The organism is Methylobacterium soli, assembly GCF_008806385.1.
Taxonomy (GTDB): Bacteria; Pseudomonadota; Alphaproteobacteria; order Rhizobiales; family Beijerinckiaceae; genus Methylobacterium; species Methylobacterium soli.
In genome coordinates this window covers 83,745-107,676 of record NZ_VZZK01000020.1, presented here as the reverse complement: position 1 = coordinate 107,676, position 23,932 = coordinate 83,745, and the positions used below count along the sequence as shown (strand labels likewise).

Below are 23,932 nucleotides of genomic sequence, written 5' to 3'. Positions count from 1 at the left end.
GCCGCCGAAGGAGCCGACCGGGGTGCGCGCCGCACCGACGATCACGATCTCTTCGCTGCCTGCCATCTGACGTTCTCCTCTCGCGGCCGGCGCTGCTTGGGCTCACGCGCGCTCTATGCCGTTCAGGGGATGAAAGCCTTGAGCTTGGTGAAGTCAAGCACGGTCTCAAAGCGTGCGTGACGTACCGGTAGGATTGAATACACGATACAATCTGCATCCGGCATTATTCTGCGTGGACGAGGGGCAGATTGCTGTTTTCGTCGGCGGGGGAAAGTCTTAAGGTCCTTCGCAGGCGCGAGGGGCGGTTCCGGGTTGCACCCGGAGCAAACCGGAAGGTCCGCGCCGCTACCTTCGGGTTGGGAGAGGCCGCACAGATGGCGGAAAACGGCAAAGCACATCAGACCGTCATCAAGAAATACGCCAACCGGCGCCTCTATCACACCGGCACCTCGACCTATGTGACCTTGGAAGACCTCGCGACCATGGTGCAGAACGGCGAGGATTTCGTCGTCTACGATGCCCGCTCGGGCGACGACATCACCCGCTCGGTCCTGACGCAGATCATCTTCGAGCAGGAGAACAAGGCCGGCGACGACAACCTGCTGCCGGTGGCCTTCCTGCGCCAGCTGATCCGCTTCTACGGCGACAGCATGCGCACGATGGTGCCGAGTTTCCTCGAATTCTCGATGGCGAATTTCGCCCGCGACCAGGACGGGCTTCGCGAGAAACTTTCCCAGAGCTTCGGCCCCACGGCCTTCCAGCACGCGCTGGAGGAGCAGGTGCGGGCGAATATGAGCTTCTTCGGCGATGCCATGAAGATGTTCACGAATTTCGGGCCGCCGGGCCAGATCCCGAGCGCCCCCAGCATCCCGGCCCCGCCACCCGCCGCCGGCACCGACCTCGACGACCTCAAGCGCCAGATGGCCGAGATGCAGCAGCGCTTGGAGGCGCTCGCCAAGAAATAGGCCGAGGGCATTGTTCCCGCTCGGGCGTGGTCGAGTCCGCGAGAGCGGGCCGGTGAGGGGCGACTTCTCCGGACAGGTCGCATCCCTCACCCCGGCCCGCTTCGCGGGCAAACTCTCCCGCACGGGAGAGGGGGCATGTCGCGCTACTTGCGCCCGTTCCGACATCACCTGCGCATCCCGGGCTCGACTCCGGCGTCCCTGAGCGACGGGGGAGCGCCTCACCTCTCCCGTCCGGGAGAGGTCGAGTCGGCGCGAGCCGACCGGGTGAGGGGTGCGACCTTTCCGGACAGCGCGCACCCCTCACCCCAACCCTCTCCCGAACGGGAGAGGGGGCCCGTCGCGCTGCCCGCGGCATTCTCTCTCCGGGCCGCGAAGTGGAGCCCTGGGACGATGCGCATCACCTCTCCCGTCCGGGAGAGGTCGAGTCGGCGCGAGCCGACCGGATGAGGGGTGCGACCTCTCCGGACAAGTCGCCCCTCGCACCCCCGTCCGCGCATAAGATCGCGCCGCGTCACGGGGCCGGCCCAGCGAAAGGTTGACGAACGGTTAACGGCGGCCCCACCTTTGCAGCATCCGCGGGACGGAACGCGGAGGGCGAGGGCGATGGCGCGGGCTGGGACAGATCTTCCGGGAATGGATCAGGCTGACGCCGCGGCGTCGCGATCCGGCACGGCACCGGAGGCCTCGCGGGCGCTCACGGTTCTGGCTTGGGATGAGGCGGGGCGGTGCGGGGCCGCGACGGCGATCCGGCGCCCGCTGGCGGGCTTCGTCGCCCAGCTGATCGTCAGCTCGGATCCGGGCTTGCGTCCCTCGCGGGGGGAGCGGACGCGCACGGCCACGGCGCTCTACGCGCAGGCAGCACGGCGGCGCGCCTGAGCGGTCGTGGCGCGCCGCGCGGGCGCGCCGGGGAGCCCGCGCGGGGCTCGCGCAGCGGAAGCCTCAGGCCTCGGCCGACTTCACCTTGAGGACCTGACGGCCGCGATACATGCCGGTCTTCAGGTCGATGTGGTGGGGACGGCGCAGCTCGCCCGAATCCTTGTCCTCGACATAGGTCGGGGCCTTGAGGGCGTCGGCGGACCGGCGCATGCCGCGCCGCGAGGGGGAGGTCTTTCGCTTCGGAACGGCCATGACGAGGGTCCTGCTACAACTGGCAAAGGTGCGCTCGCGCGGCCCCCATCTCGGAGGATCGCCTCACGCACCGTGTTCAAACGGAGATTCGAGGGCGCGCTTATAGCGGCACGCACCCGTTCTGGCTAGAGCCTTCGCGCGGGGGCAGGGTGCCCCCGCGGCAGCCCGGGCCGGCGGGTCGGCCGGCGAGCGGGCGTTTCGGACACGCGCGAGGTCCGGCCGTAATCCGGCGCGCATCCGCGGGCGGCCCGATGTCGCACCGTTAAGCCTGGGTTCAAGTCGCGCGCCCTAGATCTTAGGGGGCCGAGGCCGCCATGGGCGGGAACGGCTCCGGGAGAACCGCCATGACGTCGTCCCTCATCCGTACGCTCGCCCTCCTGACCTGCTTCGCGGCGGCGCCCGCCCTCGCCCAGGCCCCGAGCCCCGCGACCCCCACGAAGCCCAGCGTCGGAGCCCCCGCCGCCCCGGCGACGCCGGCCAAGCCCACCGCCCCCGTCGCGGGCCCGCCGAACGCCGCCAAGGGCGCCCTGATCGACCTCAACAGCGCCACCGCGGAAGAGCTCGACGCGCTCCCGGGCATCGGCGCCGCCCGCTCCGGCGCGATCATCAAGGGCCGCCCCTATCGGGGCAAGGACGAGCTCGTCTCCAAGAAGATCATCCCGCAGAACGTCTATGACGGGATCAAGGACAAGGTCATCGCCAAGCAGAAGTAAGGTTTTGAGCCCGCGTCCCGCCCCGCGACCTCCGCCCGAGGCGCGGGGTGGGGCGACCGGGCGCGCGGCCGGCCCGCGGCCAAGGGCGATCCGCCGCCCCGGGGGTCGCGCGCTTGCTGCGGACCGGTCCGAATGGTAGGCGCGAAAAATCCGCTTGCGCCTCAGAGACCTGACCGAATCGACCCGATGCCCGCTCAGCCCACCATCCGCCTCCACCGCGGCGACCTGCCCGCCGATTACGAGGCCGGCCCCGCCATCGCCATCGACACCGAGACGCTGGGGCTGAACCCCCACCGGGACCGGCTCTGCGTGGTGCAGATCTCGCGCGGCGATGGCAGCGCCGACGTGGTGCAGATCCGGCCGGACGACCCGGCGCCCGAGATCCTGAAGCGGGTGCTGGCCGATGCGGGCGTGCTGAAGATCTTCCACTTCGCCCGGTTCGACCTCGCGGTGCTGCTGCAGAATCTCGGGGTGATGCCGGCGCCGGTCTACTGCACCAAGGTCGCCTCGAAGCTGGCCCGCACCTATACCGACCGCCACGGCCTCAAGGACGTGGTGCGCGAGCTCGTCGGCATCGACCTCTCGAAGCAGCAGCAATCCTCGGATTGGGGCGCCCCCACCTTAAGCCAGGCCCAGGTCGATTACGCGGCTTCCGACGTGCTGCACCTGCACGCGGCGCGGACGCGCCTCGACGCGATGCTGGCGCGCGAGGGCCGCACCGCCCTGGCGCAAAGCTGCTTCGATTTCCTGCCCACCCGCGCCCGCCTCGACCTCGCCGGCTGGGCCGAGACCGACATCTTCGCGCATACCTGACGCCGTCGCGCCGGCGGAGGGCCGGCCGGTCCCGTGTGGCGCCGCACATCGTTCGCGGGGAAACGCGCTCTCGGCAATCGTCAACGTCGCGTTGCAGTTGAACATTCCGAAACGCTCAGGCCATAACTTCGCCACCGGGCGAGCGCATCCGGCAGCCGCCGGCGGTCGGGGACCGCGAACCGGCGGCGCGGCGAGGATCGCGCCGGTGCCTCTCAGGAATGTCATGCAGGTGGTCGACGCCGTCGAGACGAGGGGGCCCGCAGGCGGCGCGAATCCGCGCCGGACGCGGGCGCATGCCCGGGCGCGCTCCCACAGCGCGCAGGTGAAGACCCTGCGCCGGCTGATCCCGGTGGCGGCGGGGGCCGCCGTGCTGCTCCTCGGCGCCGCGACCCTGTTCAACCCCTTCGGCACCCTGGCGCCGAGCGTCGCCATCGGCCCCGTCAGCCTGTCGGGCACCAAGGTCCGGATGGAGAATCCGCGTCTCTCGGGCTTCCGCAAGAACGAACGGGGCTACGAGGTGACGGCCGACGCCGCCCTCCAGGACGTGCGCAAGCCGAGCCTGATCGAGCTCGAGGCCATGCGCGGCCACCTCGCCACCGACGACAAGGGCGGCATCGCCCGGATCGAGGCGGCGACGGGCCTGTTCGACACCAGCCGCGAATCACTCAGCCTCGAACGCGACATCCGCCTCTGGACCGACAAGGGCGAGGAAGCGCGCCTCAAGTCGGCCGCGATCGACTTCAAGGCCGGCACCGTGAAATCCCGCGAGGCCGTGACCGTGACGGTGCCGAGCGGCTCGGTCGAGGCCGACAGCCTCGACGTCGTCGACAGCGGCAAGGTCATCTCCTTCATCGGCAATGTCCGCACCGTGTTCCATGCTGCCGAGAAGCCCGGCAAGGCTGGAGCGGACGGCAAGACCGAGGGTGCCGGGGGCGCCGACCCGTCCGCCCGCATCGTGACCTCGGCGGCCGAACCCGCGGATGGGCACCCATGATGCGATCCCGCCCGAGCCGCCGCGCGGCGTCCGGCCTCGCCCTCGCGTGGATCGCCCTCGCCCTGTCCGGGCCGGGCCCGGCCCTGGCCCAGAAGACCAGCGGCGCGCCGCCCGCGCCGGCGGCCAAGAAGGACGCCGCGCCCCTCGGGGCGTTCGGCGGCGGCGGCAAGGAGCCGATCAAGATCGACGCGGACCGCCTCGACGTGTTCGACCGCGAGAACAAGGCGGTCTTTGCCGGCAACGTCGTGGCCGTCCAGGGCGACAGCACCATCCGGTGCTCGACCATGACGGTGCATTACAAGCGGGGCAAGGACGCCAAGAAGGGCGACGCGCCCGCTTCCGACGAAGCCGCCGAGAAATCCGCCATGGGTGAGAACGGCATCCAGAAGGTCGAGTGCGCCGGCCCCGTCACGGTGGTGCAGAAGGACCAGGTCGCCACCGGCGACAACGCCGTCTTCGACCAGGCCGCCAAGCGCATCGTGCTCACCGGCAACGTCGTGCTGAGCCAGTGCCAGAACGTCACCCGCGGCTCGCGCCTCGTCTACGACATGGCGACCGGGCGGGCGAACATGGATCCGGTCGCGGGGGGGCGCGTCTCGGCCCTGTTCGTGCCGGGCGAGAAGGCGGATGCCAAGGGCGGCGCCAAGGGCTGCGCGACGCCCGGCATCGCCAAGGCGGCAAAGCCCGCCGAGGACAAGCCCGCCGCCGAGATCCCCGCCGGGAAGCCGCGGGCCCAGGCCAATTGAGCACCGGCGCCCTGCCTCTCCGCGCGGCCCCGGCGCCGCGCCAATCCGACCGCATGCCGGCGGCCGGCGCCGCACGGGGCCCCTCGCGCGGTCCCTCGTTCTTCGGCCGGCTCCTCGGCCGGTCCGGGCGCGCGCGCGAGACCGCGGCGCCCGAGGGCTTCGCGGCCGAGGGCGGACCCGGGATTCTCTCGGTACGCGGCCTGCGCAAGAGCTACGGCGCCCGCACGGTGGTGCACGAGGCCGGGCTCACCGTGCATAACGGCGAGGCGGTGGGGCTTCTCGGGCCGAACGGCGCGGGCAAGACCACGATCTTCTACATGATCACCGGCCTCGTCGCGGCCGACCAGGGGCACATCACCCTCGACGGCCTGCCGATCACGCACCTGCCCATGTACCAGCGTGCCCGGCTCGGCATCGGCTACCTGCCGCAGGAGGCCTCGATCTTCCGCGGCCTCAGCGTCGAGGACAACATCCGGGCCGTGCTGGAGGTGGTCGAGCCCGACCGCCGGGAGCGCGAGCGCAAGCTCGACGCGCTCCTCGAGGAATTCAACATCACCCGCCTGCGCAAGGCGCCCTCCATCGCGCTCTCGGGCGGCGAGCGGCGGCGCTGCGAGATCGCGCGGGCGCTCGCCTCGTCGCCGAGCTTCATGCTCCTCGACGAGCCCTTCGCGGGCATCGACCCGATCGCGGTCGGGGACATCCAGGATCTCGTCAAGCACCTCAAGGGCCGCGGCATCGGGGTGCTGATCACCGACCACAATGTCCGCGAGACGCTGGGGCTGATCGACCGCGCCTACATCGCCCATTCGGGCCGCATCCTCACCGAGGGCACGCCCGCGCAGATCGTGGCGAACCCGGACGCGCGCCGGCTCTATCTCGGCGAGGATTTCCGCCTCTAGGGCGGCCGGCGCCCGGCGCCCTCGCGCGGTTTCGCCTCAAACGCCCGCGCCGCGTAGGGCCGGGCCTTCAGCAAACCTTAGCGCCGAACCGGCAGGATCGCGGGATCCGGCCCTGTGCTGTTCGCGCCACGCGCGGGCGGCATGCGGGGCGCGGCACGATCGCGCTTTGACGCGCGTCCGCAATGCGTCTAGAGCTAGATTGAAGAGAGGAAGCAAGAAATGTGCCGCCGCCGGGTTCCGGCCGGTACGGCCATCAACTCTCGGAGAATCGGGGCACTGCCATGAGTTTGCTGCAACGGCTCGAGATGCGCCAGGGCCAGGCCCTGGTGATGACGCCTCAGCTCCTGCAGGCGATCAAGCTCCTCCAGCTCTCCCAGCTCGATCTCGCGGCCTACGTGGATGCGGAGCTCGAGCGCAACCCGCTGCTCGAGCGCGTCGAGGGCGAGGGCGAGGTCCGCGACGCGGCCGAGGCCGCCCCGGAGGCCGGGGAGGGCGACTTTACCGGCGAGAGCGAGGGCGGCGAGGCCGAGGCCTGGCTCCCCACCGAGATGAGCCAGGGTCAGATCGAGGGAGATTTCGACACCCGCCTCGACAACGTCTTCCCGGACGACACACCGGGCCCCACCCGCGAGGCGGTCTCCGGCGACATGCTCTCGCTGACGCCCGCGCCCTACGGCAATACCGGCGGCAGCTTCGATGCCGACGCGCCCGATTTCGACGCGACGCTGACCGCCGAGATCTCGCTGCGCGAGCATCTCGCGGCGCAGCTCGACCTTGCCACCCGCAACCCCCGGGACCGCCTCATCGGGGGCTTCCTGATCGATGCGGTGGACGAGGCCGGCTACATGCGCGAGCCGATCGACGACCTGGCCGAGCGCCTCGGCACCAGCCTCGACGACGTCGCCCGGGTGCTCAAGCTCGTCCAGACCTTCGACCCGCCGGGCGTGGCCGCCCGCGACCTCGCCGAGTGCCTGAGCCTGCAGCTGCGCGAGCTCGACCGCTTCGACCCCGCCATGCAGGCGCTGGTCTCCCGCCTCGATCTCGTGGCCAAGCGCGATTTCGCGAGCCTGCGCCGCCTCTGCGGCGTCGACGACGAGGACCTCGTCGAGATGCTCTCCGAGCTGCGCCGCCTCGACCCGAAGCCCGGCCGCGCCTTCGGGGCGAGCGCCGTCGAGGTGCTGATTCCCGACGTGTTCGTGCGCATGGGCCCCGACGGCGCCTGGCTCGTCGAGCTGAATGCCGAGGCCCTGCCCCGCGTCCTCGTCAACCAGAGCTATTACGCCCGCGTCGCCCGGGGTGCCGCGGCGGATGGGGACAAGGCCTTCCTGTCCGAGTGCCTGCAGACCGCCAACTGGCTCACCCGCAGCCTGGAGCAGCGGGCGCGCACCATCCTGAAGGTCGCCACCGAGATCGTGCGCCAGCAGGACGGGTTCTTCGTGCACGGGGTCGCGCATCTGCGCCCCCTCAACCTGAAGACCGTGGCGGAAGCCATCGGGATGCACGAATCCACCGTCTCGCGGGTGACCTCGAACAAGTCGATCGGCACCAGCCGCGGCACGCTCGAGATGAAGTACTTCTTCACGGCCGCGATCCCGGGCGCGGCGGGGGCCGCCTCGCATTCCTCGGAGGCCGTGCGCCACCGCATCAAGCAGCTCGTCGACGGCGAGCGGCCGAGCGACGTCCTGTCGGACGACGCCCTGGTGCAGCGCCTGCGCGACGAGGGCATCGACATCGCCCGTCGCACGGTGGCGAAGTATCGCGAATCCCTGCGCATCCCCTCCTCGATCGAGCGGCGCCGGGACCATTACGCCCATGCGGGCCGCTGAAGGGGGCGTGGGGCCGCGAGCGCGGCCGAAGCGCGCGTCGTCGTCGGCCATGCCCTCACGGCCCCCGCAGCGCTCCCGGGCCGTCCGCCCGGGGGCGCGCGTCGCCCCGCGAGCCGCGTTGACTTCTGCGGGCGCCGCTCCTTACTCTGACGGGTGCGATCAAGACAAAGCGGAGGAATCATGGGGGCATTGCGCGTCACAGGCCATGGCCTGGACCTCGGCGAATCCCTGCGGGGACGGGTCGAAGAGCGGATGGCCGCCACCCTCTCGAAATACCTCGACAGCCACATGAACGGGACGTGTTCGGGGCACGTGACCCTGCGCCGGGACGGCACCGCCTACCGCACGGACTGCATCCTGCACCTCGTCTCCGGCCTGACCATCGAGGCGTCCTCGGCGGCCCACGATGCCCGGTCGAGCTTCGAGCAGACCGCGGACCGGCTCGAGAAGCGCCTGCGCCGCTACAAGCACAAGCTCAAGGATCACGGCGCCGCCGAGCATAACGGCGCCACCGTCGAGGCCGCCTACGCGGTGTTCGCGGCCCCGGTGCACGACGACCCCGAAGAGGACCTCGCCGAGCCCGTCGAGGAGGAGGCGTCCCACCCGCCCGTGGTGGCCGAGAGCACCCGGACCCTGAAGCGGCACTCGGTCAGCGAGGCGGTGACCGCCCTCGACCTGACGGGGGCGCCGGTCATCGTGTTCGTTCACGCTGGCACCGGCCGCATCAACGTCGTATACCGGCGCAGCGACGGGGCGATCGGCTGGGTCGACCCACCCGACGCTGCGTCCTGAACGCGACGCATCGAGGGGGCCTGGGCCCGGTCCCGGAACTCCCTCAGACCTCGGCCATTGACCATTGGGGTCATGCGGGCCCAAGGCCTGCGGCGCCATTCTCACTGCGCGGGGTTCCGAGCCGGACCCTGCCGACGGGGCAGCGGTCCTCCATGTCAGTGCTGGAATTCCTCGATCCGAATTCCGTGGTGCCCTCGTTGCGCGCCCGCGCCAAGAAGCAGGTCCTTCAGGAGCTGAGCGCCCAGGCGGTGCGCCAGCTTCCGGCCCTCGACGAGCGCGAGGTCTTCGAGACCCTGCTCCAGCGCGAGCGCCTCGGCTCCACTGGAATCGGCGACGGCGTCGCCATCCCGCACGGCAAGCTGCCGGGCCTCGACCGGCTGTTCGGCCTGGTCGCCCGGCTGGAGCGCCCGGTCGATTTCGAGGCCCTGGACGGCCAGCCCGTCGACATCGCCTTCCTGCTCCTCGCCCCCGAGGGCGCCGGGGCCGACCACCTCAAGGCGCTCGCCCAGGTGGCGCGCATCCTGCGCGAGCCCGGCATCCTGGAGCGCATCCGCGCCGCCCGCGACGCCAGCGCCCTCTACGCGCTCCTGACCCGCACCTCGGCCTCCCAGGCCGCATGAGCCGGCGCCGCGCGAGACCGGCCGCGCCGGCGGCCTTAGGCATCGGGCTGTGCCTGGCCCTGCTGCCGGGTTCCGCCGCCCGGGCCCAGCCCGGCGGCGACGTCGCCTGCGCCCGCGACCTCCTGGTGGCCCAGTCGATGCAGCGCCAGGCGATCGACCAGCTCGAACAGGCCGACGGCGACGACGCCCGCAATTGCCGGGTCTGGCGCCGCCACGTCGACACCATGCGGCGCGTCGCGAGCGTCTATGGCCGCTGCCTCTCCGGCACCGAGCGCATCGAGCGGCTGTCGCAGGTGCAGGGCTCCGAGAAGGAGTTCGCCGGGATGCTGAAGACCCGCTGCCGCGGGCTCTGAGGGCGGGCCGGCGGGGCGCCCCCGAGCCTCAATCCATCCGGCGCATCAGCGGCTCGGCCACCATCTTCACGGGCTTGCCGCGGCCGATCAGGATCGCGGCGCGGGAGCGCTCCGGGTCGGTCTCGAAGCGGGTCCGGAGCCAGGCCGCCAGGAACTTCACGTACTCGGCGGCGAGCAGCCGCGCCGCGCCCGGATGCTGCCACCAGCGGCCGGCATCGAAGCCCTCGGCGATGACTGGATGCGGCACGATCCGGTCGCCGCCCATCAGGGCGTGGTCGAGCTCGATCAGGGTGCGGGGCATGTGATAGTTCGAGGTCACCACCGCGACGGTGCTGAAGCGGTGGTCCCGCATCCAGCGCCGGGTCTCGATGGCGTTCCCGATGGTGTTGCGCGCCCGGTAATCGAGGTCGACGCAGCAATCGATCCAGTGGCGCTGGTTCGGATTCAGCCGGGCGATCTCGTCGCGGGAGGTGCGCTCGTTGACTCCGGTGATCAGGAGACGTCGTCCGTAGCCGCCGGCCAGGAGGTCGATGGCGTCGCCGATGCGCTGCGCGCCGCCCGTGAGGGCCACGATCCCGTCAGCGCGGGCGGCTGGCGATCGCTCGGTCCGGTCGAGACAGGCCACGAAGGCGAGGAAGCCCGCCCCGAGGGCGATGCCGCCGAGGCCCGCGAAGCCGAGGCAGGCGGTCGCGGCCGTGCCGAGGCGGCGGGGCGGGACCGAGGTCCCGACGGTCGCCTGCTCCACCCGCTCCTGGGTCACCCGCTCCTGGACTACCCGCTCCTGGGTCACCCGCTCCTGCGCCGCTGTGGATGCGGCCTGCGCGGGCTCGGCCGGGGTCCGGCTCTGCCGGGGCGCGCGCGTCCGGGCGTCTTGCCAGGCCCAGCCGAAGGCCTCGGCCGGGCTCAGATCGGGTACGCGTGGCATCCGCGACGTCATTCTCCGAGAGGATAGCACCGATTGCGGCACCCAAGAGGCGGTCCCGACAGGGTCCGCCCCAGAGGCAAGCATTCCGTCCCGGAAAAGTTCACAAAGGGTTAACGAAGCGTACCGATCGCCGCCAAAGGCCCGGTCCGACAGGCGAATTCCGGAAACGCGCACGCCCCGGCACGGCCTCGCGGCTGCCAGGGCAACCGTGGGACGCAGGGGCTCGCGACCCGCAATCGAACTCAGGCCAGGAAGCGCCGCACGGTCAGGCGCGAGACGATGCCGGTGACCACGGAGGCGATGACGCCGATGAGGAGCACGCTGGCATAGCCGCGCCAGCCGATGTGAAAGGCGCCGAACAGCGCCTCGATCTCCTCGCCGGCGGGGCCGGAGCGCCAGGCGCGGGCGACGAGCCCCGCGAGCCCGAAAGCCGCGAGGGCGAGGCCCGCCCCGATCACGCCGCCGCGCAGGCCGAGGCCGAAGAAGCGGCGCTGGAAGGCGCGGGCGATGAAGTCGTCGTCGGCGCCGACGAAGTGCAGCACCTCCACCACCTCCTTGTTCCCCGCCATCGCGCCTCGCGTCGCGAAGGCCACCGCGAGACCGGTGGCGACCAGCACGAGGGCCACGATGCCGATCCCGACCCCCACGAAGGTATTGGCCATGGTGGAGAGGCGCTGCAGCCAGAGGGCGTGGTCGTCGAGGCTCGCGACGCCCGGCATGGCGGCGGCGAGCGTGCCCCGCAGGTGCTTGAGGTCGGGCACGGGGCTGTCGGCGAGCTTCAGGGTGATGAGGCGCGGCACCGGCAAATCCGAGAGGTCGAGGCCCGCGCCGAGCCAGGGTTCGAGCAGGCGCTCGGCCTCGGCCTTGGAGAAGACCCGCGTCGCCGCGATGCCGGGCTCGGCCTTGGCGATGGCCTCGGCCCGGGCGATGTCGGCGTCGAGGTCGCGGCCCGGGCCCGGGCGGACCTGGATCGTCGCCTCCTGGGTGACGGCGCCCTGCCACTGGCTGGCGCTCGAGGCCACGATCTCGGCCGCCCCGGCGCAGAGGGCCGCCAGGAAGGTCAGGATGGCGATGACGGCCGCGAGCGACCGGCTCGCGGCCGAATCCGTCGGCACCAGCGGCGCGTTGCGCCGCAGGGTCGGGGGCAGGGCCGGCTCCGGGGCGGCGGAGGCGGCGCGCGGGGCCTGGGTGGTCGCTGTCTCGGCCATCATCCCTCGATCTGCAGGCGGCCCTGCCCCAGGACCATGCGGCGCGCGTCGACGAGGTCCATGAGCCCGTAATCGTGGGTCGCGATGATCACGGAGGTGCCGAGCTTGTTCAGCTCCACGAAGAGCCGCAGGAGGCGCCGCCCGAGGCCCGGATCGACGTTGCCGGTGGGCTCGTCGGCGAGGAGCAATTCGGGCCGGGCGATGAGCGCGCGGGCGATGGCGGCACGCTGCTTCTCCCCGCCCGAGAGGAGGGGGGGCAGCACGTGCATGCGCTCGCCGAGGCCGACCCAGCGCAGCAGCTCCACGACCTCGGCCCGGTAGCTCGTCTCGGCCCGGCCCTGCACCCGCAGGGGCAGCGCCACGTTCTCGTAGGTGGTGAGGTGGTCGAGCAGGCGGAAATCCTGGAACACCACGCCCATGCGGCGGCGCAGGCCCGTCAGCGCCTCGCTGGAGATGCCGCTCACCTCCTCGCCGAAGACCGAGACGAGGCCCCGGGTCGGCCGGACCGAGAGCAGGATCAGGCGCAGGAGCGTGGTCTTGCCGGCGCCCGAGGGCCCGGTCAGGAACTGGAACGAGCGCGGCTGGATCCGGAAGCTGACGTCGGAGAGCACCTCCGGCCCGAGGCCGTAGCGCATCCCGACATTCTCGAACTGCACCACCGGCTCCTCAGCGCCGGAGAGAAGGCTGCCTGTCTTCGCCCGTTCGCCCAAGGTGCCCTCGAGTCCCGTGATGCCGGGCCACAGCCCCGCCGCCGCTCCGGGATGAGCCCCCGGCACCGCGTTTTCAAGCCCGGCGCGGCAGCGCGGCGCCGCGCTGCCGCGTGGTGCGGCGCGGCTTCACCGGGGGTTAACCCTAACCCGCGACAACCGTTTGAGTGTTTTTTCAGTGAGCGGCAACCGCCGATCGCGGAAGGGGAGCGTTTCGCCGTGCTGATCGTCTGCCCCGCCTGCGCCAGCCAATACCGGATCGAGGCGGACCGCGTCGGGATGGACGGGCGCTCCGTGCGCTGCGCCGCCTGCCGCGAGACCTGGTTCATCACCCCCGCCGACGTCCTCGCGGGCCGGGCCGAGGAACTCGACATCGAGCGCTTCGGGGCGGACGCCCTCGCGGAGGCCGGTCCGCGCGGTGCGGATGCTTCCGATGCCGTCGTCGACAACGTGCCGCCGCGCCCGCGCGCCGGGGCCCGGAGCAAGGCCCGGACGGGTTCGGCCAAGGCCCGCCGGGGTCTGGCCGGGATCTCGCCTGCGGCCGCCGCCGCGCTCGTGCTGATGGCGGCCCTGCCCCTCGCGCTCCTGGCCCGCAGCACCGTGGTGCGGGCGATGCCCCAGACCGCGGGGCTCTATGCCCGCATCGGCCTGCCGGTGAACCTGCGGGGGCTGGAATTGCGGGACGTCGTCGCCTTCAGCAGCCCCGCCGAGGCCGGCCGGCCGGCCCAGCTCGTGATCGAGGGGGACGTGGTCGGCCTCGCCAAGGGCGGCGCCGCCCTGTCGCCGATCGAGGTCGAGGTGCGCGACGCCCTCGACCACGCCCTGCGCACCCTCACGGTGCCGGCCCCGCGCCCCGCCCTGGCCGAGGGCGAGAGTGCCCGCTTCCGGGCGAGCTTCGCCGATCCGCCGGCCCAGGGCCGCGCGATCGAGCTGCGCTTCGCCCCGGCCGTCCCCGCACCCGAAGCGCCCGCCGCGGCCGAGCGGGCTCCGGGCGCGCCGCACTGACCCGCATCGCCGCAATTTTCGCGCGCGGGGGCGTGGGCAGAGCCCCGCAACATGCTCTAAGAGTGAGCCATGACCAGCGCCTCCCGACGCGTCCGCGTCCTGTTCGACGAAACCGCCATCGCCCGGCGCAACGAGGAGCTCGCCGAGGCGATCGTCGCCACGAAACCTGAGAACCTCCTCGTCGTGGCGGTGCTCAAGGGCAGCTTCATGTTCGCGGCCGACCTGTTGCGGGCCCTGCACCGCTCGGGCCTCGCGCCGCAGGTGGAGTTCGTGCACCTGTCGAGCTACCGCACCGGCACCGTCTCGTCGGGCCAGGTCGAGATCCTGCGCGACGTCGAGAGCGAGGTCCGCGGGCGCGACGTGCTGCTCGTCGACGACATCCTCGAATCGGGCCGCACCATCGTGTTCGCCAAGGACCTGCTGATGGCGCGCGGCGCCAGGCGGGTGATGACGGCGGTGCTCCTGGAGAAGCCCGGCAAGCGCGCCGTGACGATCGACGCCGACTTCGTCGGCTTCACCTGCCCGGACGTGTTCGTGGTGGGCTACGGCATGGACGTCGCCCACGCCTACCGGCAGCTCCCCTTCGTGGGCCTCGTCGATTACGACAGCAGCGAGCCGGACCTGTTCGGCGGCACCTGACCGACTCAAGCCCTTGGTTGTCAGGCGGTTAAATCAGTCGCGGCATTTGCGCGCAGCGCTCCGCCACCGGAACCGTTCTGCGTGCCGGAACCTTGACAGGGCAAGCTTCGACTTACTCTGATTCCATGTCGCTTGCCGGCGCAACCAAGGGGACAACGGGACGACATGGCGCGCATCCTGCTCGTCGATGATGAGGAGACGGTTCGGGGCTTCCTCAAGCGCGGCCTCGAGATCGACGGCCATGCCGTGATCACGGCCATCGACGGCAGCGACGGGCTCGACCGCCTGAACGAGGCCGACGGCGCCTTCGACCTGATGCTCACCGACATCCGCATGCCGCTGATGGACGGCATCGCGCTGGCGCTCGCGGCCAAGCGCGACTTCCCCAATCTCACGATCCTGCTGATGACGGGCTTTGCCGACCAGCGCGAGCGCGCCCGCGGCCTCGACGCCATCGTGACGGACGTGCTGACGAAGCCGTTCTCGCTGGCCGACCTGCGCACCACCGTGAACCGGGCGCTCGCCGCCTGAGGCCGCCCCGGCCCGGGCGGGGCATTAACGCGATCTTCGCGCCCACGCGCTAAGCCGGGTTCGCTGGGACCCGGAGGGCGGGCGATTGAGCGACGGCACGCGCGGCACGGACGGCATCTGGGCCCTGATCGGGGCGCTCGCCGCGGTCACGGCGGTTTGGATGACTCTGGTCGGGCTGTCCTTCGATTGGGCGAGCGCCCTGCTGCCGGGTCTCGCCTGCCTCGCCCTCGTGGGCGGCGCCGCCTTCTACCGGACCGTACGCCCGGACGCGCGCCTCGCCGCCGCGATGAGCGCCACGGCGCAGCTCACCGCCTTCACGGCGGTCGCGTTGCCGCTCTCCTACGCGGCCGCGCGCACGGGCGGTCCGCTCTGGGACGCGACCTTCCTGGGCTGGGACCGGGCACTCCACCTCGACTGGCCGGCCTGCCTCGCCTTCATGGATGCCCGGCCGCGCCTCAGCCTCGCCGGCTCCGTCGCTTATGCCAGCCTGATGCCGCAGATGATCATCGCGATCGTCGGGCTCTGTTTCCAGCACCACCTCGCGGCCTGCCGGAACCTGATCCTGGCGATCATCCTGGCGGCCCTGACCTCGATCCTGATCTCGGCCCTGATGCCCGCCATGACGGTATTCATGCATCTCGGCCTGGAACAGGCGGCCGCGCCGCACGTGCCCTTCATCGACGAGTCCCACATCCTCGCCCTGCGCGCCGGGACGCTGCGGCTCGTCTCCCTCACCGAGGGCCAGGGCATCATCGCCTTCCCGAGCTTTCACGCGGCCCTCGGAATCCTCCTGGCGCGCGCCTTCTGGCCCCTACAGGGGCTGCGCTGGCCGGGGTTGATCCTCAATCTCGGGATGATCGCCGCGACGCCGACCCACGGTGGCCATTACTTCGTGGATGTGTTCGCGGGGATCGGTGTCGGCCTCCTTGCCGTCACGGCCGTCACGGCCGTCACGGCCGCCCGACACCTCGGCGCTTGGCGGCTCCGGTCGGCAGAGAGGCTCCGCCGCGCCGGTTCGGCAATCCTCGGTCCGGATCCCGCGTTGGCGCCGCGCGGCGCCCCCTGAGGCCGCCCGCCCTCAGCCCGCCCGCAACTCGTCCTGCAGGAAGGCCCGCACCGCGGCCCGGTCGATGTCCGGGGCGATGAAGCTCCGGCCGATGCCGCGGGCGAGGATGAAGGTGAGGGCGCCGTCGCGCACCTTCTTGTCCTGCGCCATGGCGTCGAGGAGCGCGTCGGCGTCGCCGCATCCGCCCGGCACCTGCTGCAGCGTCGTCGGCAGGCCCGCGAGGGCGAGGTGGTTGGCGACGCGGCCCGCATCCTGGCCGGGGCAGAGGCCGAGGCGGGCCGAGAAGCGGAAGGCCAGCGCCAGCCCGACCGCCACCCCCTCGCCGTGGACGAGGCGGGCGGAATCGTAGCCCGTCAGGCGCTCCAGGGCGTGGCCGAAGGTGTGGCCGAGATTGAGCAGGGCCCGCTCGCCGTCCTCGCGCTCGTCGCGCACCACGACGCCGGCCTTGGCCCGGCAGCAGATCGCCACCGCCTCGTCGCGCTCAGGGCCGCCCCGGAAGATGCCGCGCCAGTTCGCCTCGCACCAGTCGAAGAAGCCCGCATCGCCGATGAGGCCGTATTTCGCAACCTCGGCGTAGCCCGCCCGCATCTCGCGCTCCGCGAGGGTGTCGAGGGCGGCGGTGTCGGCCAGCACGAGCCGGGGCTGGTGGAAGGCGCCGATCAGGTTCTTGCCGAGCGGTGCGTTGATGCCGGTCTTGCCGCCGACCGAGGAATCGACCTGGGCGAGCAGGCTCGTCGGCGCCTGCACGAAGCGCACGCCCCGCCGCAGCGTCGCGGCCGCGAAGCCCGCGAGGTCGCCGACCACGCCGCCGCCGAGCGCCACCACGAGGTCGCCCCGCTCGACCTTGTGGGCGAGGAGACCGTCGCAGACCGCCGCGTAGGTGGCGTAGGATTTCGAGGCCTCGCCCGGCGCCACCGCGACGATCCCGGAGCGCAGGCCGGCCGCCTCCAGGCTCGCCCGCAGGGTCTCGCCGTAGAGCCCCGCCACGGTCTCGTCGGTGACGATCACGGCGGCCCGGGCCTTGAGGGCGGCGACGCGCCGGCCCGCCTCCGCCAGCAGGCCGCGGCCGATCAGGATGTCGTAGGCGCGGCTCCCGTCGAGGGGCACGTGCACGGTCAGGGTCTCGGTCACGGGTCCGGGCCTCGTTTATTGAGCGGCGATGCCCTGCTGCGCGGGGCCGTTGAGATGGCTGTCCAGCGCCTCCATCACGTCCTGCACCACGCGGTCGTGCGAGACGTCGCGGGAGAGCACCATCACGTCGGCGCCCCCGTAGACGGGGTGGCGCGCCTCCATGAGCTGGCGCATCGTCTCCTCGGGATTCTCGGTCTGGAGGAGCGGGCGGTTGCCGCGCTTGCGCACGCGCCGCATCAGCACGTCGAGGTCGGCCTTGAGCCAGACCGAGAGGCCGCCCTCGCTGATGCGGGCGCGGGTGGAGTCGCGCATGAAGGCGCCGCCCCCGGTGGCGAGCACCATCGGCCCCTCCCGGATCAGGCGGGAGATCACCCGCTCCTCGCCCTCGCGGAAGCTCGGCTCCCCGTAGATCGCGAAGATGTCGGGGATCGTCAGCCCGGCCGCCGCCTCGATCTCGTTGTCGGCATCCTTGAAGATCATGCCGAGCCGGCTCGCGAGGCGGCGCCCGACGGTGCTCTTGCCCGCCCCCATCAGGCCGACGAGCACGATCGACCGTGGCCCGAGGGCCCGGCGCAGGCGCGCTTCGATCGTTTCGCCTGTTGGCTCAGGCTCGGTCATGACGGCAGTCTACGCATGAACAACGGTTCGGACGACAGATTCGAGGCCCCGCGGAGGCGCCCACCCCGGCCGGTCATGCTGGTCGGGCCGGGGCAGGGCATCGGGGTGCTATTTGCAGGCTCTTAGCGCGTTTTGGCGCTCCTGCGAAACAGCGGAAACCGGATCCGGCACGCGCCTGGGCCGGGTGTCTTGCCAAGTGCCTTGCCAAGTGCCTTGCCAAGTGCCTTGCCAAGTGCCTTGCCCAGTGCCTTGCCGGGTGTCTTGCCCAGTGCCTTGCCGGGTGTCTTGCCCAGTGCCTTGCCGGCGCCTCGGCTCGCTGCGGCGCAGGAGCCCGGCGCCTGTGTCTTCCCGGATCTTGCCATCGGGGGCCCCGCATGGTGGAACCGCCTGATCCCCGCAGCGCAACACGTTGCCCAATCCCGTGGCCGCCCGATCCGGGCCCGCCCGCCACACTCGCCCGATCGAGGTTCGCCCGACGTGCCGACCCTGTTCCGCTTCCTCGCCACGCTCGCGATCCTGGCCGGCCTCGTCTTCGCCGGCATGTTCGCCCTGGCGACCTTCGTCGAGCCGACCCCGCGCGAGATGAGCGTGGCCATCCCGGCCGCGAAGCTCCAGCCGGGCAATCGGTGACGCGCGCGGGGCGGGCCGCGCCGCGGACGAGCGCCCCCGCTCCCGAGATCGCCGCCTATCTCGACATGCTGGCGGCCGAGCGGGGGGCCGCGCGCAACACCCTCGACGCCTACCGGCGCGACCTCGAGGATTATCTCGGCCATCTCGCGGATGCGGGCCTCGACCCGGCCGAGGTCGAGGCCGGCCCGGTGCGGGCCTACATCGCCGGGCTGGAGACGCGGGGGCTCAAGAGTTCCTCGGCGGCGCGGCGCCTCTCCTGCATCCGGGGCTTCCACAAGTTCCTCTACGCCGAGGGCATGGCCGAGACCGATCCGAGCGCGCCGCTCACCGGGCCGCGCCGGGGTCGGAGCCTGCCCAAGATCCTGTCGGTGCAGGAGGTCGACCGGCTGCTCGCGGTCGCGCGCGAGCAGGTGACGGCGGCCGTCGGGGCGGGCACGGAGCCGGCGGGATCGGAGCGCGAGGCGTGCCTCCGGGGTGCCCGCGCCCGCCGGATGCTCTGCCTGATCGAGCTTCTCTACGCCACGGGCCTGCGCGTCTCGGAGCTGATCGCGCTGCCGCGCGCCGCCGGCTCGACCCGGGAGCGCTTCCTCGTGGTGCGCGGCAAGGGCGGGCGCGAGCGCCTCGTGCCGCTCACCGAGATGGCGCGGGCGGCGATGCGCGAGCACCTCGCGGCCACCCCCTCCGACGGCCCCTGGTTGTTCCCCGCCGACAGCGAGAGCGGCCATCTCACCCGGCAGGCCTTCGCCCGCGACCTCAAGCTCGCGGCGGCGGCGGCCGGCATCCGGCCGGACCGGGTCAGCCCCCACGTGCTGCGCCACGCCTTCGCGAGCCACCTCCTGCAGAACGGGGCCGATCTGCGCATCGTGCAGGAACTGCTGGGCCACGCCGACATTTCGACAACGCAGATCTACACGCACGTCCTCGACGATCGCCTGAAGAGCATGGTCCGCGACCTGCACCCGCTGATGGACGAGGAGGGCTGAGGCGGGCGCCGCGCAGGCGTGAGCCCGGACCGCAATCCGCCAAGCACCGGGTCGGTACGAGATGGTTTCCCGATGAAAATATCCGCGTTGTCGGCACTCATCCTGGCCCTGTCGGCGAGCCCGGCGCCTGCCGCCGGCCCGGACCAGCCCGCGCTTCAGACGATCGACTACGCCAATACCCACTTCTCGGCCCTCGACCAGATCGAGGCCGGGAACGTCTCGCGGCTGAAGGTGGCCTGGACCTTCTCGACCGGGGTGCTGCGCGGGCACGAGGGCGCGCCCCTGGTGGTCGGGTCGGTGATGTACGTGCACACGCCCTTCCCGAACACCGTCTACGCCCTCGACCTCGACCGGGACGGGCGCATCCTCTGGCGCTACGAGCCGCGCCAGGACGCCAACGTCATCCCGGTGATGTGCTGCGACACGGTCTATCGCGGGCTCGCCTATGCGGGCGGCAAGCTCTTCCTGCACCAGGCCGACACCACCCTGGTGGCCCTCGACGCGGCGACCGGCACGCCGCTCTGGTCGGTGAAGAACGGCGACCCGGCCCGCGGCGAGACCAACACCGCCACCGTGCTGCCCGTGAAGGACAAGCTCATCGTGGGCATCGCGGGGGGCGAGTACGGGGCGCGCTGCCACGTCACCGCCTACGACCAGGCCACCGGCCGGCGCCTGTGGCGCGCCTACGCGACGGGGCCGGATGCCGACATGCTGGTCGACCCGGAGCGAACGACCGCCCTCGGCAAGCCGATCGGGCGCGATTCCTCGCTGACGAGCTGGGACGGCGACCAGTGGCGCATCGGCGGCGGCTGCAGCTGGGGCTGGTTCTCCTACGATCCGGTGCTCGACCTCGTCTATTACGGCACCGGAAATCCCTCGACCTGGAACCCGGCCCAGCGCCCCGGCGACAACCGCTGGGCGATGTCGATCGTCGCCCGGAACCCGGATACCGGGCTGGCGCGCTGGCTCTACCAGATGACGCCCCACGACCAGTGGGATTACGACGGCGTCAACGAGATGATCCTGACCGACCAGGATCTCGGCGGGCGCCCGCGCAAGCTCCTCACGCATTTCGACCGCAACGGCTTCGGCTACACCCTCGACCGCGCCACCGGCGACTTGCTGGTGGCCGAGAAGTTCGATCCGAGCGTGAACTGGGCCGCCCGTATCGAGCAGGACCCGGCCGCTCCGGACTATGGCCGCCCCGTGATCGACCCGCGCTTCGCGCCGGAGCGGTCGGGCGAGGACGAGACCACCACGGGCATCTGCCCCGGCGCGCTCGGCGCCAAGAACCAGCAGCCGGCGGCCTACTCGCCGCGGACCCGGCTGTTCTACGTGCCGACGAACCACATGTGCATGGATTACGAGCCCTTCCACGTCACCTTCACGCCGGGCCAGCCCTATGTGGGCGCGACCCTGACCCTGCACCCGCCGGAGGGCGAGGCGCATACGGGCGCCTTCCTGGCCTGGGACGGGACCACGGGGCGGATCGCTTGGTCGAAGCCCGAGCCCTTTTCGGTCTGGTCCGGCGCCCTCGCGACCGCCGGCGGGATCGTCTTCTACGGGACGCTGGAGGGCTACCTGAAGGCGGTCGATGCCCGCGACGGCCGCGAGCTCTACCGCTTCAAGACGCCTTCCGGCATCGTCGGCAACGTCACCACCTACAGCCATCGCGGCCGGCAATACGTGGCGGTGCTGTCCGGCATCGGCGGCTGGGCCGGGATCGGCCTCGCGGCCGGCCTCACCGACCCGGCCGACGGCTCCGGTGCGGTGGGCGGCTACGCGGCCCTGTCGCACTACACCGCCGCCGGCGGGCAGCTCACGGTGTTCGCGCTGCCGGACTAGGACGCGCCCGCCGCGGGGCCTCGGGTCCCGGCGCCTTGAGGCCGGGCGTGCCCCGGGCTAAGCCGCGACCTCACGCAGCCAAGCTGTTCCGCGAGCCGAGCCGTGCCGCAAACGATGTCGTCATGGAAGCAGGCGGTCGCGCGCGCCTTCGAGGGCGCCGAGACCTATGACCGGGCGGCCGGGATCCAGCGGCCGGTCGCGGAGGCGCTGGCGGTGCGGATCGCCGGGCTGGCGCTGCCGGCGCGGCCCCGCATCCTCGAGATCGGCTGCGGCACGGGCTTCCTGACCGCCGCCCTGCGGGCGCGGATCGCGGCGGGCCCGATGCTCGTCACCGACATCGCGCCCGGCATGCTCGCCCGCTGCCGCGCCCGGATGGGGGCGGCGGAGCGCCTGCGCTTCCTCGCGATGGACGGCGAGCGGCCCTGCCTGTCGGGCGAACCGGGCTTCGACCTGATCGCCTCGAGCCTCGCGGCGCAATGGTTCGAGGATCTGCCCGGCGCGCTCGCGGGCCTGAGCCGGCTGCTGGCGCCGGGCGGATGGCTCGCGGTGGCGACGCTCGCGGACGGGACCTTCGCCGAATGGGCGCGGGCGCACCGGGCAGAGGGCGTCGCGCCCGCCACCCCGCGCTACCCGCCGGCGGCGCGTCTGGCCGATCTCCGGCTCCCGGGCTGCACGGTCTCGGTCTCGGTGGCGCCGGTGGCGGAGGCCCATCCCGACGGGCACGCCTTCCTGGCCTCCCTGCGGGCGATCGGCGCCGGCACGTCAGCGGGCCGCGCGCCGCTCCCGGCCGGAACCCTGCGCCGGGTTCTCCGGCATTTCGAGGCCGGCGGCGCCCGCGTCACCTACGCGGTCGCCACCTGCCTCGTCCAGCGCTCGGCCGATCAGGCCGCCGAGATGTCGACCCGGATGTTGCCCCGGGTGGCGTGCGAGTAGGGGCAGACCACGTCGGCGCGCTTGACGAGGTCCTGCGCGGTCGCGGAATCGAGGCCCGGCAGCGTCGCCTTGAGGGTGACGGTGAGGCCGAAGCCGGTGCCGTCCGGGCGCTTGCCGATGCCGACCGTCGACTCGACCTTGGCGTCGTCCGAGATCGTCAGCTTGTCCTGCGCGGCCACGAACTTGATCGCGCCGAGGAAGCAGGCGGCGTAGCCGGCCGCGAAGAGCTGCTCGGGGTTGGTGCCGTGGCCGCCGGCGCCGCCGAGCTCCTTCGGGGTCGACAGGGTGAGGCCGAGCTTGCCGTCATCGGTCGCGGCCGAGCCTTCGCGGCCGCCGGTGGCATGGGCGTGGGCGGTGTAGAGAGCCTGCATAATCATCTCCCGGATCTGGGTATTGCCTGTTGGAGGCGCGCAATCGGTGGTTGCGTATTCGGCGCGCGATTGACATGTGTCGGTGTGCGCGGGCCGATTTCGCGTCATCCTGGCGATGTGGTGAGAATAGGCACGATATCGATTGTGCGCAATCGATATCGTGTTGTCGCACCGAATTCGATTGGACGCAATCGATCTGGCGCGAGTCTGTCCTGCCGTGATTGTGCGAGGCCGGGAGTGTGGCTAGGATATTGCTCCAATTCAGGAACTGCGGCGCGCAGACGTGCGTGCCCGAGCGGGGTGGTGTGAATGTCGACCCGTCGTGAGCCGAACGGGCAGAGGCCGATGAGGTCGGAGCCGCCGCGCTCGGGAGCGATCCCGGCGCGTCCTGTCGACCCCCTCGATCCGCAGCGGCTCGACAACCAGCTCTGCTTTGCCGTCTACGCGGCGGCCCACGCCTTCGGCCGCGCCTACCGCACGCTGCTCGCCGAGCACGACCTCACCTATCCGCAATATCTCGTCCTCCTCGTCCTGTGGGAGGAGGAGGGGCTGAGCGTGAAGGAGATCGGCACGCGCCTGTTCCTGGATTCGGGCACGCTGACGCCGCTGCTGAAGCGGCTCGAAGGCTCGGGCCATGTCCGCCGCGCCCGCGACCGGGCCGACGAGCGGCAGGTGAGCATCTTCCTGACCCCGAAGGGCCGTGACCTGCAGGGGCGGATGGCCTGCATCCCCGACCAGGCCGGCGGCATGACCGGCCTCGACCTCGGCAACCGCCGCGAGCTCCTCGACCACCTGGTCAATCTGCGCTCCGGGCTGCACGACGGTGCCGCGAACGGGCGCGAACGCGCGGCCGATCAGGCCTGAGCCGCCCGCGATCCTCCGCCCGCCCGTGAGTGGGCGGAGTTCTCACCGAAGCCCCGAAATGCGAACGGGCCGCCTCCCGCTCGGGAAGACGGCCCGTCTGTCCGTGCCGGGCGATCCTGCGATGGCCCGGTGCGAAGCCGTTACGACTGCGTCTTGAGATAGGCGATCAGGTCGTCGAGCTTCTTGTCGTCCTTCAGGCCCGGATAGACCATCTTGTTGCCCGGAACCTTCGCCTTCGGATCCTTGATCCACTCCTTCAGGGTCGCCTCGTCCCAGGTCAGGCCCGAGTTCTTCAGCGCTGCGGAGTAGTTGTAGCCCTCGTGCGTGCCGGCCTTGCGGCCGACGACGCCCTTCAGGTCCGGGCCGACGCCGTTCTTGCCGAAGGCGTGGCAGGCCTTGCAGGGCGCGAAGGCCTTCTCGCCGGCGGCCGCGTCCTGCGCCTGGGCCGCGACGGGCAGCAGCAGCGCGATTGCGGCGCCGAGGATGAGATGACGCATAAACTTTCCTCCATTGGGCGATGTGAACCGCCGTGGCTTATAGCCGAGCTCGACGTTTAGAACAGATCGAGTCTAGGAACGCTAGCTCCGCATTGAGGGGTCCCGCGACGAAAGGAAGCCGGAAGGCCAC

The 23,932-nt window shown here is 71.7% G+C and carries 29 protein-coding genes; 21 read left to right on the top strand and 8 right to left on the bottom strand.

The genetic code is table 11. The annotated features are described in order from the left end of the window. The 3 genes from F6X53_RS32915 to F6X53_RS18750 form a co-directional block, all read left to right on the top strand. A partial coding sequence (locus F6X53_RS32915) for a hypothetical protein (protein ID WP_210386393.1) occupies positions 1-180 on the top strand: 180 nt, incomplete at its 5' end. A 194-nt stretch (positions 181-374) separates the two neighbouring features. Next, entirely contained in the window at positions 375-965 is a 591-nt protein-coding gene (phaR, locus tag F6X53_RS18755) for a polyhydroxyalkanoate synthesis repressor PhaR (protein ID WP_151001710.1), read from the top strand. Between the two features lie 633 nt (positions 966-1,598). Next, positions 1,599-1,841 (top strand): hypothetical protein, encoded by a 243-nt coding sequence (locus F6X53_RS18750; RefSeq protein WP_151001709.1) that lies wholly within the window; start codon positions 1,599-1,601, stop codon positions 1,839-1,841. Positions 1,842-1,904: 63 nt separating this feature from the next. Here the strand turns inward: F6X53_RS18750 and rpmF are convergent, their stop codons facing one another. After that, positions 1,905-2,093, bottom strand: coding sequence for a 50S ribosomal protein L32 (gene rpmF, locus F6X53_RS18745; protein ID WP_003601373.1), 189 nt, complete (start codon positions 2,091-2,093; stop codon positions 1,905-1,907). Positions 2,094-2,437: 344 nt separating this feature from the next. Here rpmF and F6X53_RS18740 point away from each other — a divergent pair, with 344 nt between their 5' ends. From F6X53_RS18740 to F6X53_RS18700, 9 genes are all read left to right on the top strand, one after another. Beyond that, positions 2,438-2,806, top strand: coding sequence for a ComEA family DNA-binding protein (locus tag F6X53_RS18740; protein WP_151001708.1), 369 nt, complete (start codon positions 2,438-2,440; stop codon positions 2,804-2,806). Between the two features lie 186 nt (positions 2,807-2,992). After that, entirely contained in the window at positions 2,993-3,619 is a 627-nt protein-coding gene (locus tag F6X53_RS18735; protein ID WP_151001707.1) for a ribonuclease D, read from the top strand. Between the two features lie 223 nt (positions 3,620-3,842). Further along, positions 3,843-4,613, top strand: a complete 771-nt coding sequence (locus tag F6X53_RS18730; RefSeq protein WP_151001726.1) for a lipopolysaccharide-assembly, LptC-related protein — start codon at positions 3,843-3,845, stop codon at positions 4,611-4,613. Continuing rightward, complete coding sequence (locus F6X53_RS18725; RefSeq protein ID WP_151001725.1) at positions 4,613-5,359, top strand: LptA/OstA family protein; 747 nt, start codon at positions 4,613-4,615, stop codon at positions 5,357-5,359. The genes F6X53_RS18730 and F6X53_RS18725 overlap by 1 nt, the downstream gene beginning before the upstream one ends. Before the next feature lie 53 nt (positions 5,360-5,412). After that, positions 5,413-6,258, top strand: a complete 846-nt coding sequence (gene lptB, locus F6X53_RS18720) for an LPS export ABC transporter ATP-binding protein (RefSeq protein ID WP_151001706.1) — start codon at positions 5,413-5,415, stop codon at positions 6,256-6,258. Between the two features lie 281 nt (positions 6,259-6,539). Next, positions 6,540-8,084, top strand: coding sequence for an RNA polymerase factor sigma-54 (gene rpoN / locus F6X53_RS18715; protein WP_151001705.1), 1,545 nt, complete (start codon positions 6,540-6,542; stop codon positions 8,082-8,084). Positions 8,085-8,264: 180 nt separating this feature from the next. Beyond that, on the top strand, positions 8,265-8,876 hold the full coding sequence (hpf, locus tag F6X53_RS18710; protein WP_151001704.1) for a ribosome hibernation-promoting factor, HPF/YfiA family: 612 nt from the start codon (positions 8,265-8,267) through the stop codon (positions 8,874-8,876). A gap of 152 nt (positions 8,877-9,028) precedes the next feature. Beyond that, positions 9,029-9,496, top strand: coding sequence for a PTS IIA-like nitrogen regulatory protein PtsN (gene ptsN, locus F6X53_RS18705; RefSeq protein ID WP_151001703.1), 468 nt, complete (start codon positions 9,029-9,031; stop codon positions 9,494-9,496). Further along, positions 9,493-9,849: a hypothetical protein gene (locus F6X53_RS18700; RefSeq protein ID WP_151001702.1), complete on the top strand. Its 357-nt coding sequence runs from the start codon at positions 9,493-9,495 to the stop codon at positions 9,847-9,849. Before ptsN ends, F6X53_RS18700 begins: the two co-directional genes overlap by 4 nt. A gap of 28 nt (positions 9,850-9,877) precedes the next feature. Here the strand turns inward: F6X53_RS18700 and F6X53_RS18695 are convergent, their stop codons facing one another. The 3 genes from F6X53_RS18695 to ftsE all read right to left on the bottom strand — a co-directional run bounded on the left by F6X53_RS18695 (position 9,878) and on the right by ftsE (position 12,692). Further along, positions 9,878-10,504, bottom strand: coding sequence for a YdcF family protein (locus F6X53_RS18695; RefSeq protein ID WP_238297751.1), 627 nt, complete (start codon positions 10,502-10,504; stop codon positions 9,878-9,880). Positions 10,505-11,016: 512 nt separating this feature from the next. Further along, positions 11,017-11,982 (bottom strand): cell division protein FtsX, encoded by a 966-nt coding sequence (locus tag F6X53_RS18690; protein ID WP_151001723.1) that lies wholly within the window; start codon positions 11,980-11,982, stop codon positions 11,017-11,019. Next, complete coding sequence (gene ftsE / locus F6X53_RS18685) at positions 11,982-12,692, bottom strand: cell division ATP-binding protein FtsE (protein ID WP_151001722.1); 711 nt, start codon at positions 12,690-12,692, stop codon at positions 11,982-11,984. The genes F6X53_RS18690 and ftsE overlap by 1 nt, the downstream gene beginning before the upstream one ends. A 216-nt stretch (positions 12,693-12,908) precedes the next feature. Here ftsE and F6X53_RS18680 point away from each other — a divergent pair, with 216 nt between their 5' ends. The 4 genes from F6X53_RS18680 (at position 12,909) to F6X53_RS18665 (ending at position 15,930) form a co-directional block, all read left to right on the top strand. Then, on the top strand, positions 12,909-13,694 hold the full coding sequence (locus F6X53_RS18680; protein ID WP_151001701.1) for a zinc-ribbon domain-containing protein: 786 nt from the start codon (positions 12,909-12,911) through the stop codon (positions 13,692-13,694). A 69-nt stretch (positions 13,695-13,763) separates the two neighbouring features. Further along, a complete protein-coding gene (gene hpt / locus F6X53_RS18675; RefSeq protein ID WP_151001700.1) occupies positions 13,764-14,333 on the top strand; it encodes a hypoxanthine phosphoribosyltransferase in 570 nt (189 codons plus the stop codon). A gap of 165 nt (positions 14,334-14,498) precedes the next feature. Beyond that, positions 14,499-14,864: a response regulator gene (locus tag F6X53_RS18670; protein ID WP_151001699.1), complete on the top strand. Its 366-nt coding sequence runs from the start codon at positions 14,499-14,501 to the stop codon at positions 14,862-14,864. 85 nt (positions 14,865-14,949) lie between these two features. Continuing rightward, a complete protein-coding gene (locus tag F6X53_RS18665; protein ID WP_238296081.1) occupies positions 14,950-15,930 on the top strand; it encodes a phosphatase PAP2 family protein in 981 nt (326 codons plus the stop codon). A gap of 12 nt (positions 15,931-15,942) precedes the next feature. Here the strand turns inward: F6X53_RS18665 and aroB are convergent, their stop codons facing one another. Together aroB and F6X53_RS18655 are read right to left on the bottom strand one after the other, a co-directional pair. Continuing rightward, complete coding sequence (gene aroB / locus F6X53_RS18660; RefSeq protein WP_151001698.1) at positions 15,943-17,061, bottom strand: 3-dehydroquinate synthase; 1,119 nt, start codon at positions 17,059-17,061, stop codon at positions 15,943-15,945. 15 nt (positions 17,062-17,076) lie between these two features. Next, a complete protein-coding gene (locus tag F6X53_RS18655; RefSeq protein ID WP_151001697.1) occupies positions 17,077-17,679 on the bottom strand; it encodes a shikimate kinase in 603 nt (200 codons plus the stop codon). Positions 17,680-18,156: 477 nt separating this feature from the next. Here F6X53_RS18655 and F6X53_RS18650 point away from each other — a divergent pair, with 477 nt between their 5' ends. The 4 genes from F6X53_RS18650 (at position 18,157) to F6X53_RS18635 (ending at position 22,070) form a co-directional block, all read left to right on the top strand. Next, positions 18,157-18,309 carry a histidine kinase gene (locus tag F6X53_RS18650; protein ID WP_151001696.1) on the top strand — a complete coding sequence of 51 codons (153 nt, stop codon included), beginning with the start codon at positions 18,157-18,159 and terminating at the stop codon, positions 18,307-18,309. Further along, the gene (locus tag F6X53_RS18645; protein ID WP_280526040.1) at positions 18,306-19,292 is read left to right on the top strand and encodes a site-specific tyrosine recombinase XerD; all 987 of its coding nucleotides are present in this window, start codon (positions 18,306-18,308) and stop codon (positions 19,290-19,292) included. Before F6X53_RS18650 ends, F6X53_RS18645 begins: the two co-directional genes overlap by 4 nt. A gap of 72 nt (positions 19,293-19,364) precedes the next feature. Continuing rightward, entirely contained in the window at positions 19,365-21,137 is a 1,773-nt protein-coding gene (locus F6X53_RS18640; RefSeq protein WP_151001695.1) for a methanol/ethanol family PQQ-dependent dehydrogenase, read from the top strand. 114 nt (positions 21,138-21,251) lie between these two features. Next, positions 21,252-22,070 carry a methyltransferase gene (locus tag F6X53_RS18635; RefSeq protein ID WP_151001694.1) on the top strand — a complete coding sequence of 273 codons (819 nt, stop codon included), beginning with the start codon at positions 21,252-21,254 and terminating at the stop codon, positions 22,068-22,070. On the opposite strand, the gene F6X53_RS18630 is transcribed toward F6X53_RS18635, so the two are convergent. Then, complete coding sequence (locus tag F6X53_RS18630) at positions 22,019-22,441, bottom strand: organic hydroperoxide resistance protein (protein WP_151001693.1); 423 nt, start codon at positions 22,439-22,441, stop codon at positions 22,019-22,021. The two genes, F6X53_RS18635 and F6X53_RS18630, sit on opposite strands and share 52 nt — an antisense overlap. Before the next feature lie 345 nt (positions 22,442-22,786). On the opposite strand from F6X53_RS18630, the gene F6X53_RS18625 reads away from it, so the two are divergent. Further along, entirely contained in the window at positions 22,787-23,305 is a 519-nt protein-coding gene (locus F6X53_RS18625) for a MarR family winged helix-turn-helix transcriptional regulator (RefSeq protein ID WP_151001692.1), read from the top strand. A gap of 140 nt (positions 23,306-23,445) precedes the next feature. Here the strand turns inward: F6X53_RS18625 and F6X53_RS18620 are convergent, their stop codons facing one another. Beyond that, positions 23,446-23,802 carry a c-type cytochrome gene (locus F6X53_RS18620; RefSeq protein WP_151001691.1) on the bottom strand — a complete coding sequence of 119 codons (357 nt, stop codon included), beginning with the start codon at positions 23,800-23,802 and terminating at the stop codon, positions 23,446-23,448. Positions 23,803-23,932 lie beyond the last annotated feature (130 nt).

Bases quoted from the DNA above. Each gene is read 5' to 3' on its own strand.
- F6X53_RS18635 (WP_151001694.1), top strand. From the start codon at position 21,252: ATGTCGTCATGGAAGCAGGCGGTCGCGCGCGCCTTCGAGGGCGCCGAG.
- hpt (WP_151001700.1), top strand. From the start codon at position 13,764: ATGACCAGCGCCTCCCGACGCGTCCGCGTCCTGTTCGACGAAACCGCC.
- F6X53_RS18735 (WP_151001707.1), top strand. From the start codon at position 2,993: ATGCCCGCTCAGCCCACCATCCGCCTCCACCGCGGCGACCTGCCCGCC.
- ptsN (WP_151001703.1), top strand. From the start codon at position 9,029: ATGTCAGTGCTGGAATTCCTCGATCCGAATTCCGTGGTGCCCTCGTTG.
- lptB (WP_151001706.1), top strand. From the start codon at position 5,413: ATGCCGGCGGCCGGCGCCGCACGGGGCCCCTCGCGCGGTCCCTCGTTC.
- F6X53_RS18630 (WP_151001693.1), bottom strand. From the start codon at position 22,441: ATGCAGGCTCTCTACACCGCCCACGCCCATGCCACCGGCGGCCGCGAA.
- rpoN (WP_151001705.1), top strand. From the start codon at position 6,540: ATGAGTTTGCTGCAACGGCTCGAGATGCGCCAGGGCCAGGCCCTGGTG.
- F6X53_RS18670 (WP_151001699.1), top strand. From the start codon at position 14,499: ATGGCGCGCATCCTGCTCGTCGATGATGAGGAGACGGTTCGGGGCTTC.
- F6X53_RS18620 (WP_151001691.1), bottom strand. From the start codon at position 23,802: ATGCGTCATCTCATCCTCGGCGCCGCAATCGCGCTGCTGCTGCCCGTC.
- F6X53_RS18655 (WP_151001697.1), bottom strand. From the start codon at position 17,679: ATGACCGAGCCTGAGCCAACAGGCGAAACGATCGAAGCGCGCCTGCGC.
- F6X53_RS18725 (WP_151001725.1), top strand. From the start codon at position 4,613: ATGCGATCCCGCCCGAGCCGCCGCGCGGCGTCCGGCCTCGCCCTCGCG.
- hpf (WP_151001704.1), top strand. From the start codon at position 8,265: ATGGGGGCATTGCGCGTCACAGGCCATGGCCTGGACCTCGGCGAATCC.
- F6X53_RS18690 (WP_151001723.1), bottom strand. From the start codon at position 11,982: ATGGCCGAGACAGCGACCACCCAGGCCCCGCGCGCCGCCTCCGCCGCC.
- F6X53_RS18740 (WP_151001708.1), top strand. From the start codon at position 2,438: ATGACGTCGTCCCTCATCCGTACGCTCGCCCTCCTGACCTGCTTCGCG.
- phaR (WP_151001710.1), top strand. From the start codon at position 375: ATGGCGGAAAACGGCAAAGCACATCAGACCGTCATCAAGAAATACGCC.
- F6X53_RS18730 (WP_151001726.1), top strand. From the start codon at position 3,843: ATGCAGGTGGTCGACGCCGTCGAGACGAGGGGGCCCGCAGGCGGCGCG.
- F6X53_RS18750 (WP_151001709.1), top strand. From the start codon at position 1,599: ATGGATCAGGCTGACGCCGCGGCGTCGCGATCCGGCACGGCACCGGAG.
- F6X53_RS18640 (WP_151001695.1), top strand. From the start codon at position 19,365: ATGAAAATATCCGCGTTGTCGGCACTCATCCTGGCCCTGTCGGCGAGC.
- F6X53_RS18700 (WP_151001702.1), top strand. From the start codon at position 9,493: ATGAGCCGGCGCCGCGCGAGACCGGCCGCGCCGGCGGCCTTAGGCATC.
- rpmF (WP_003601373.1), bottom strand. From the start codon at position 2,093: ATGGCCGTTCCGAAGCGAAAGACCTCCCCCTCGCGGCGCGGCATGCGC.
- F6X53_RS18625 (WP_151001692.1), top strand. From the start codon at position 22,787: ATGAGGTCGGAGCCGCCGCGCTCGGGAGCGATCCCGGCGCGTCCTGTC.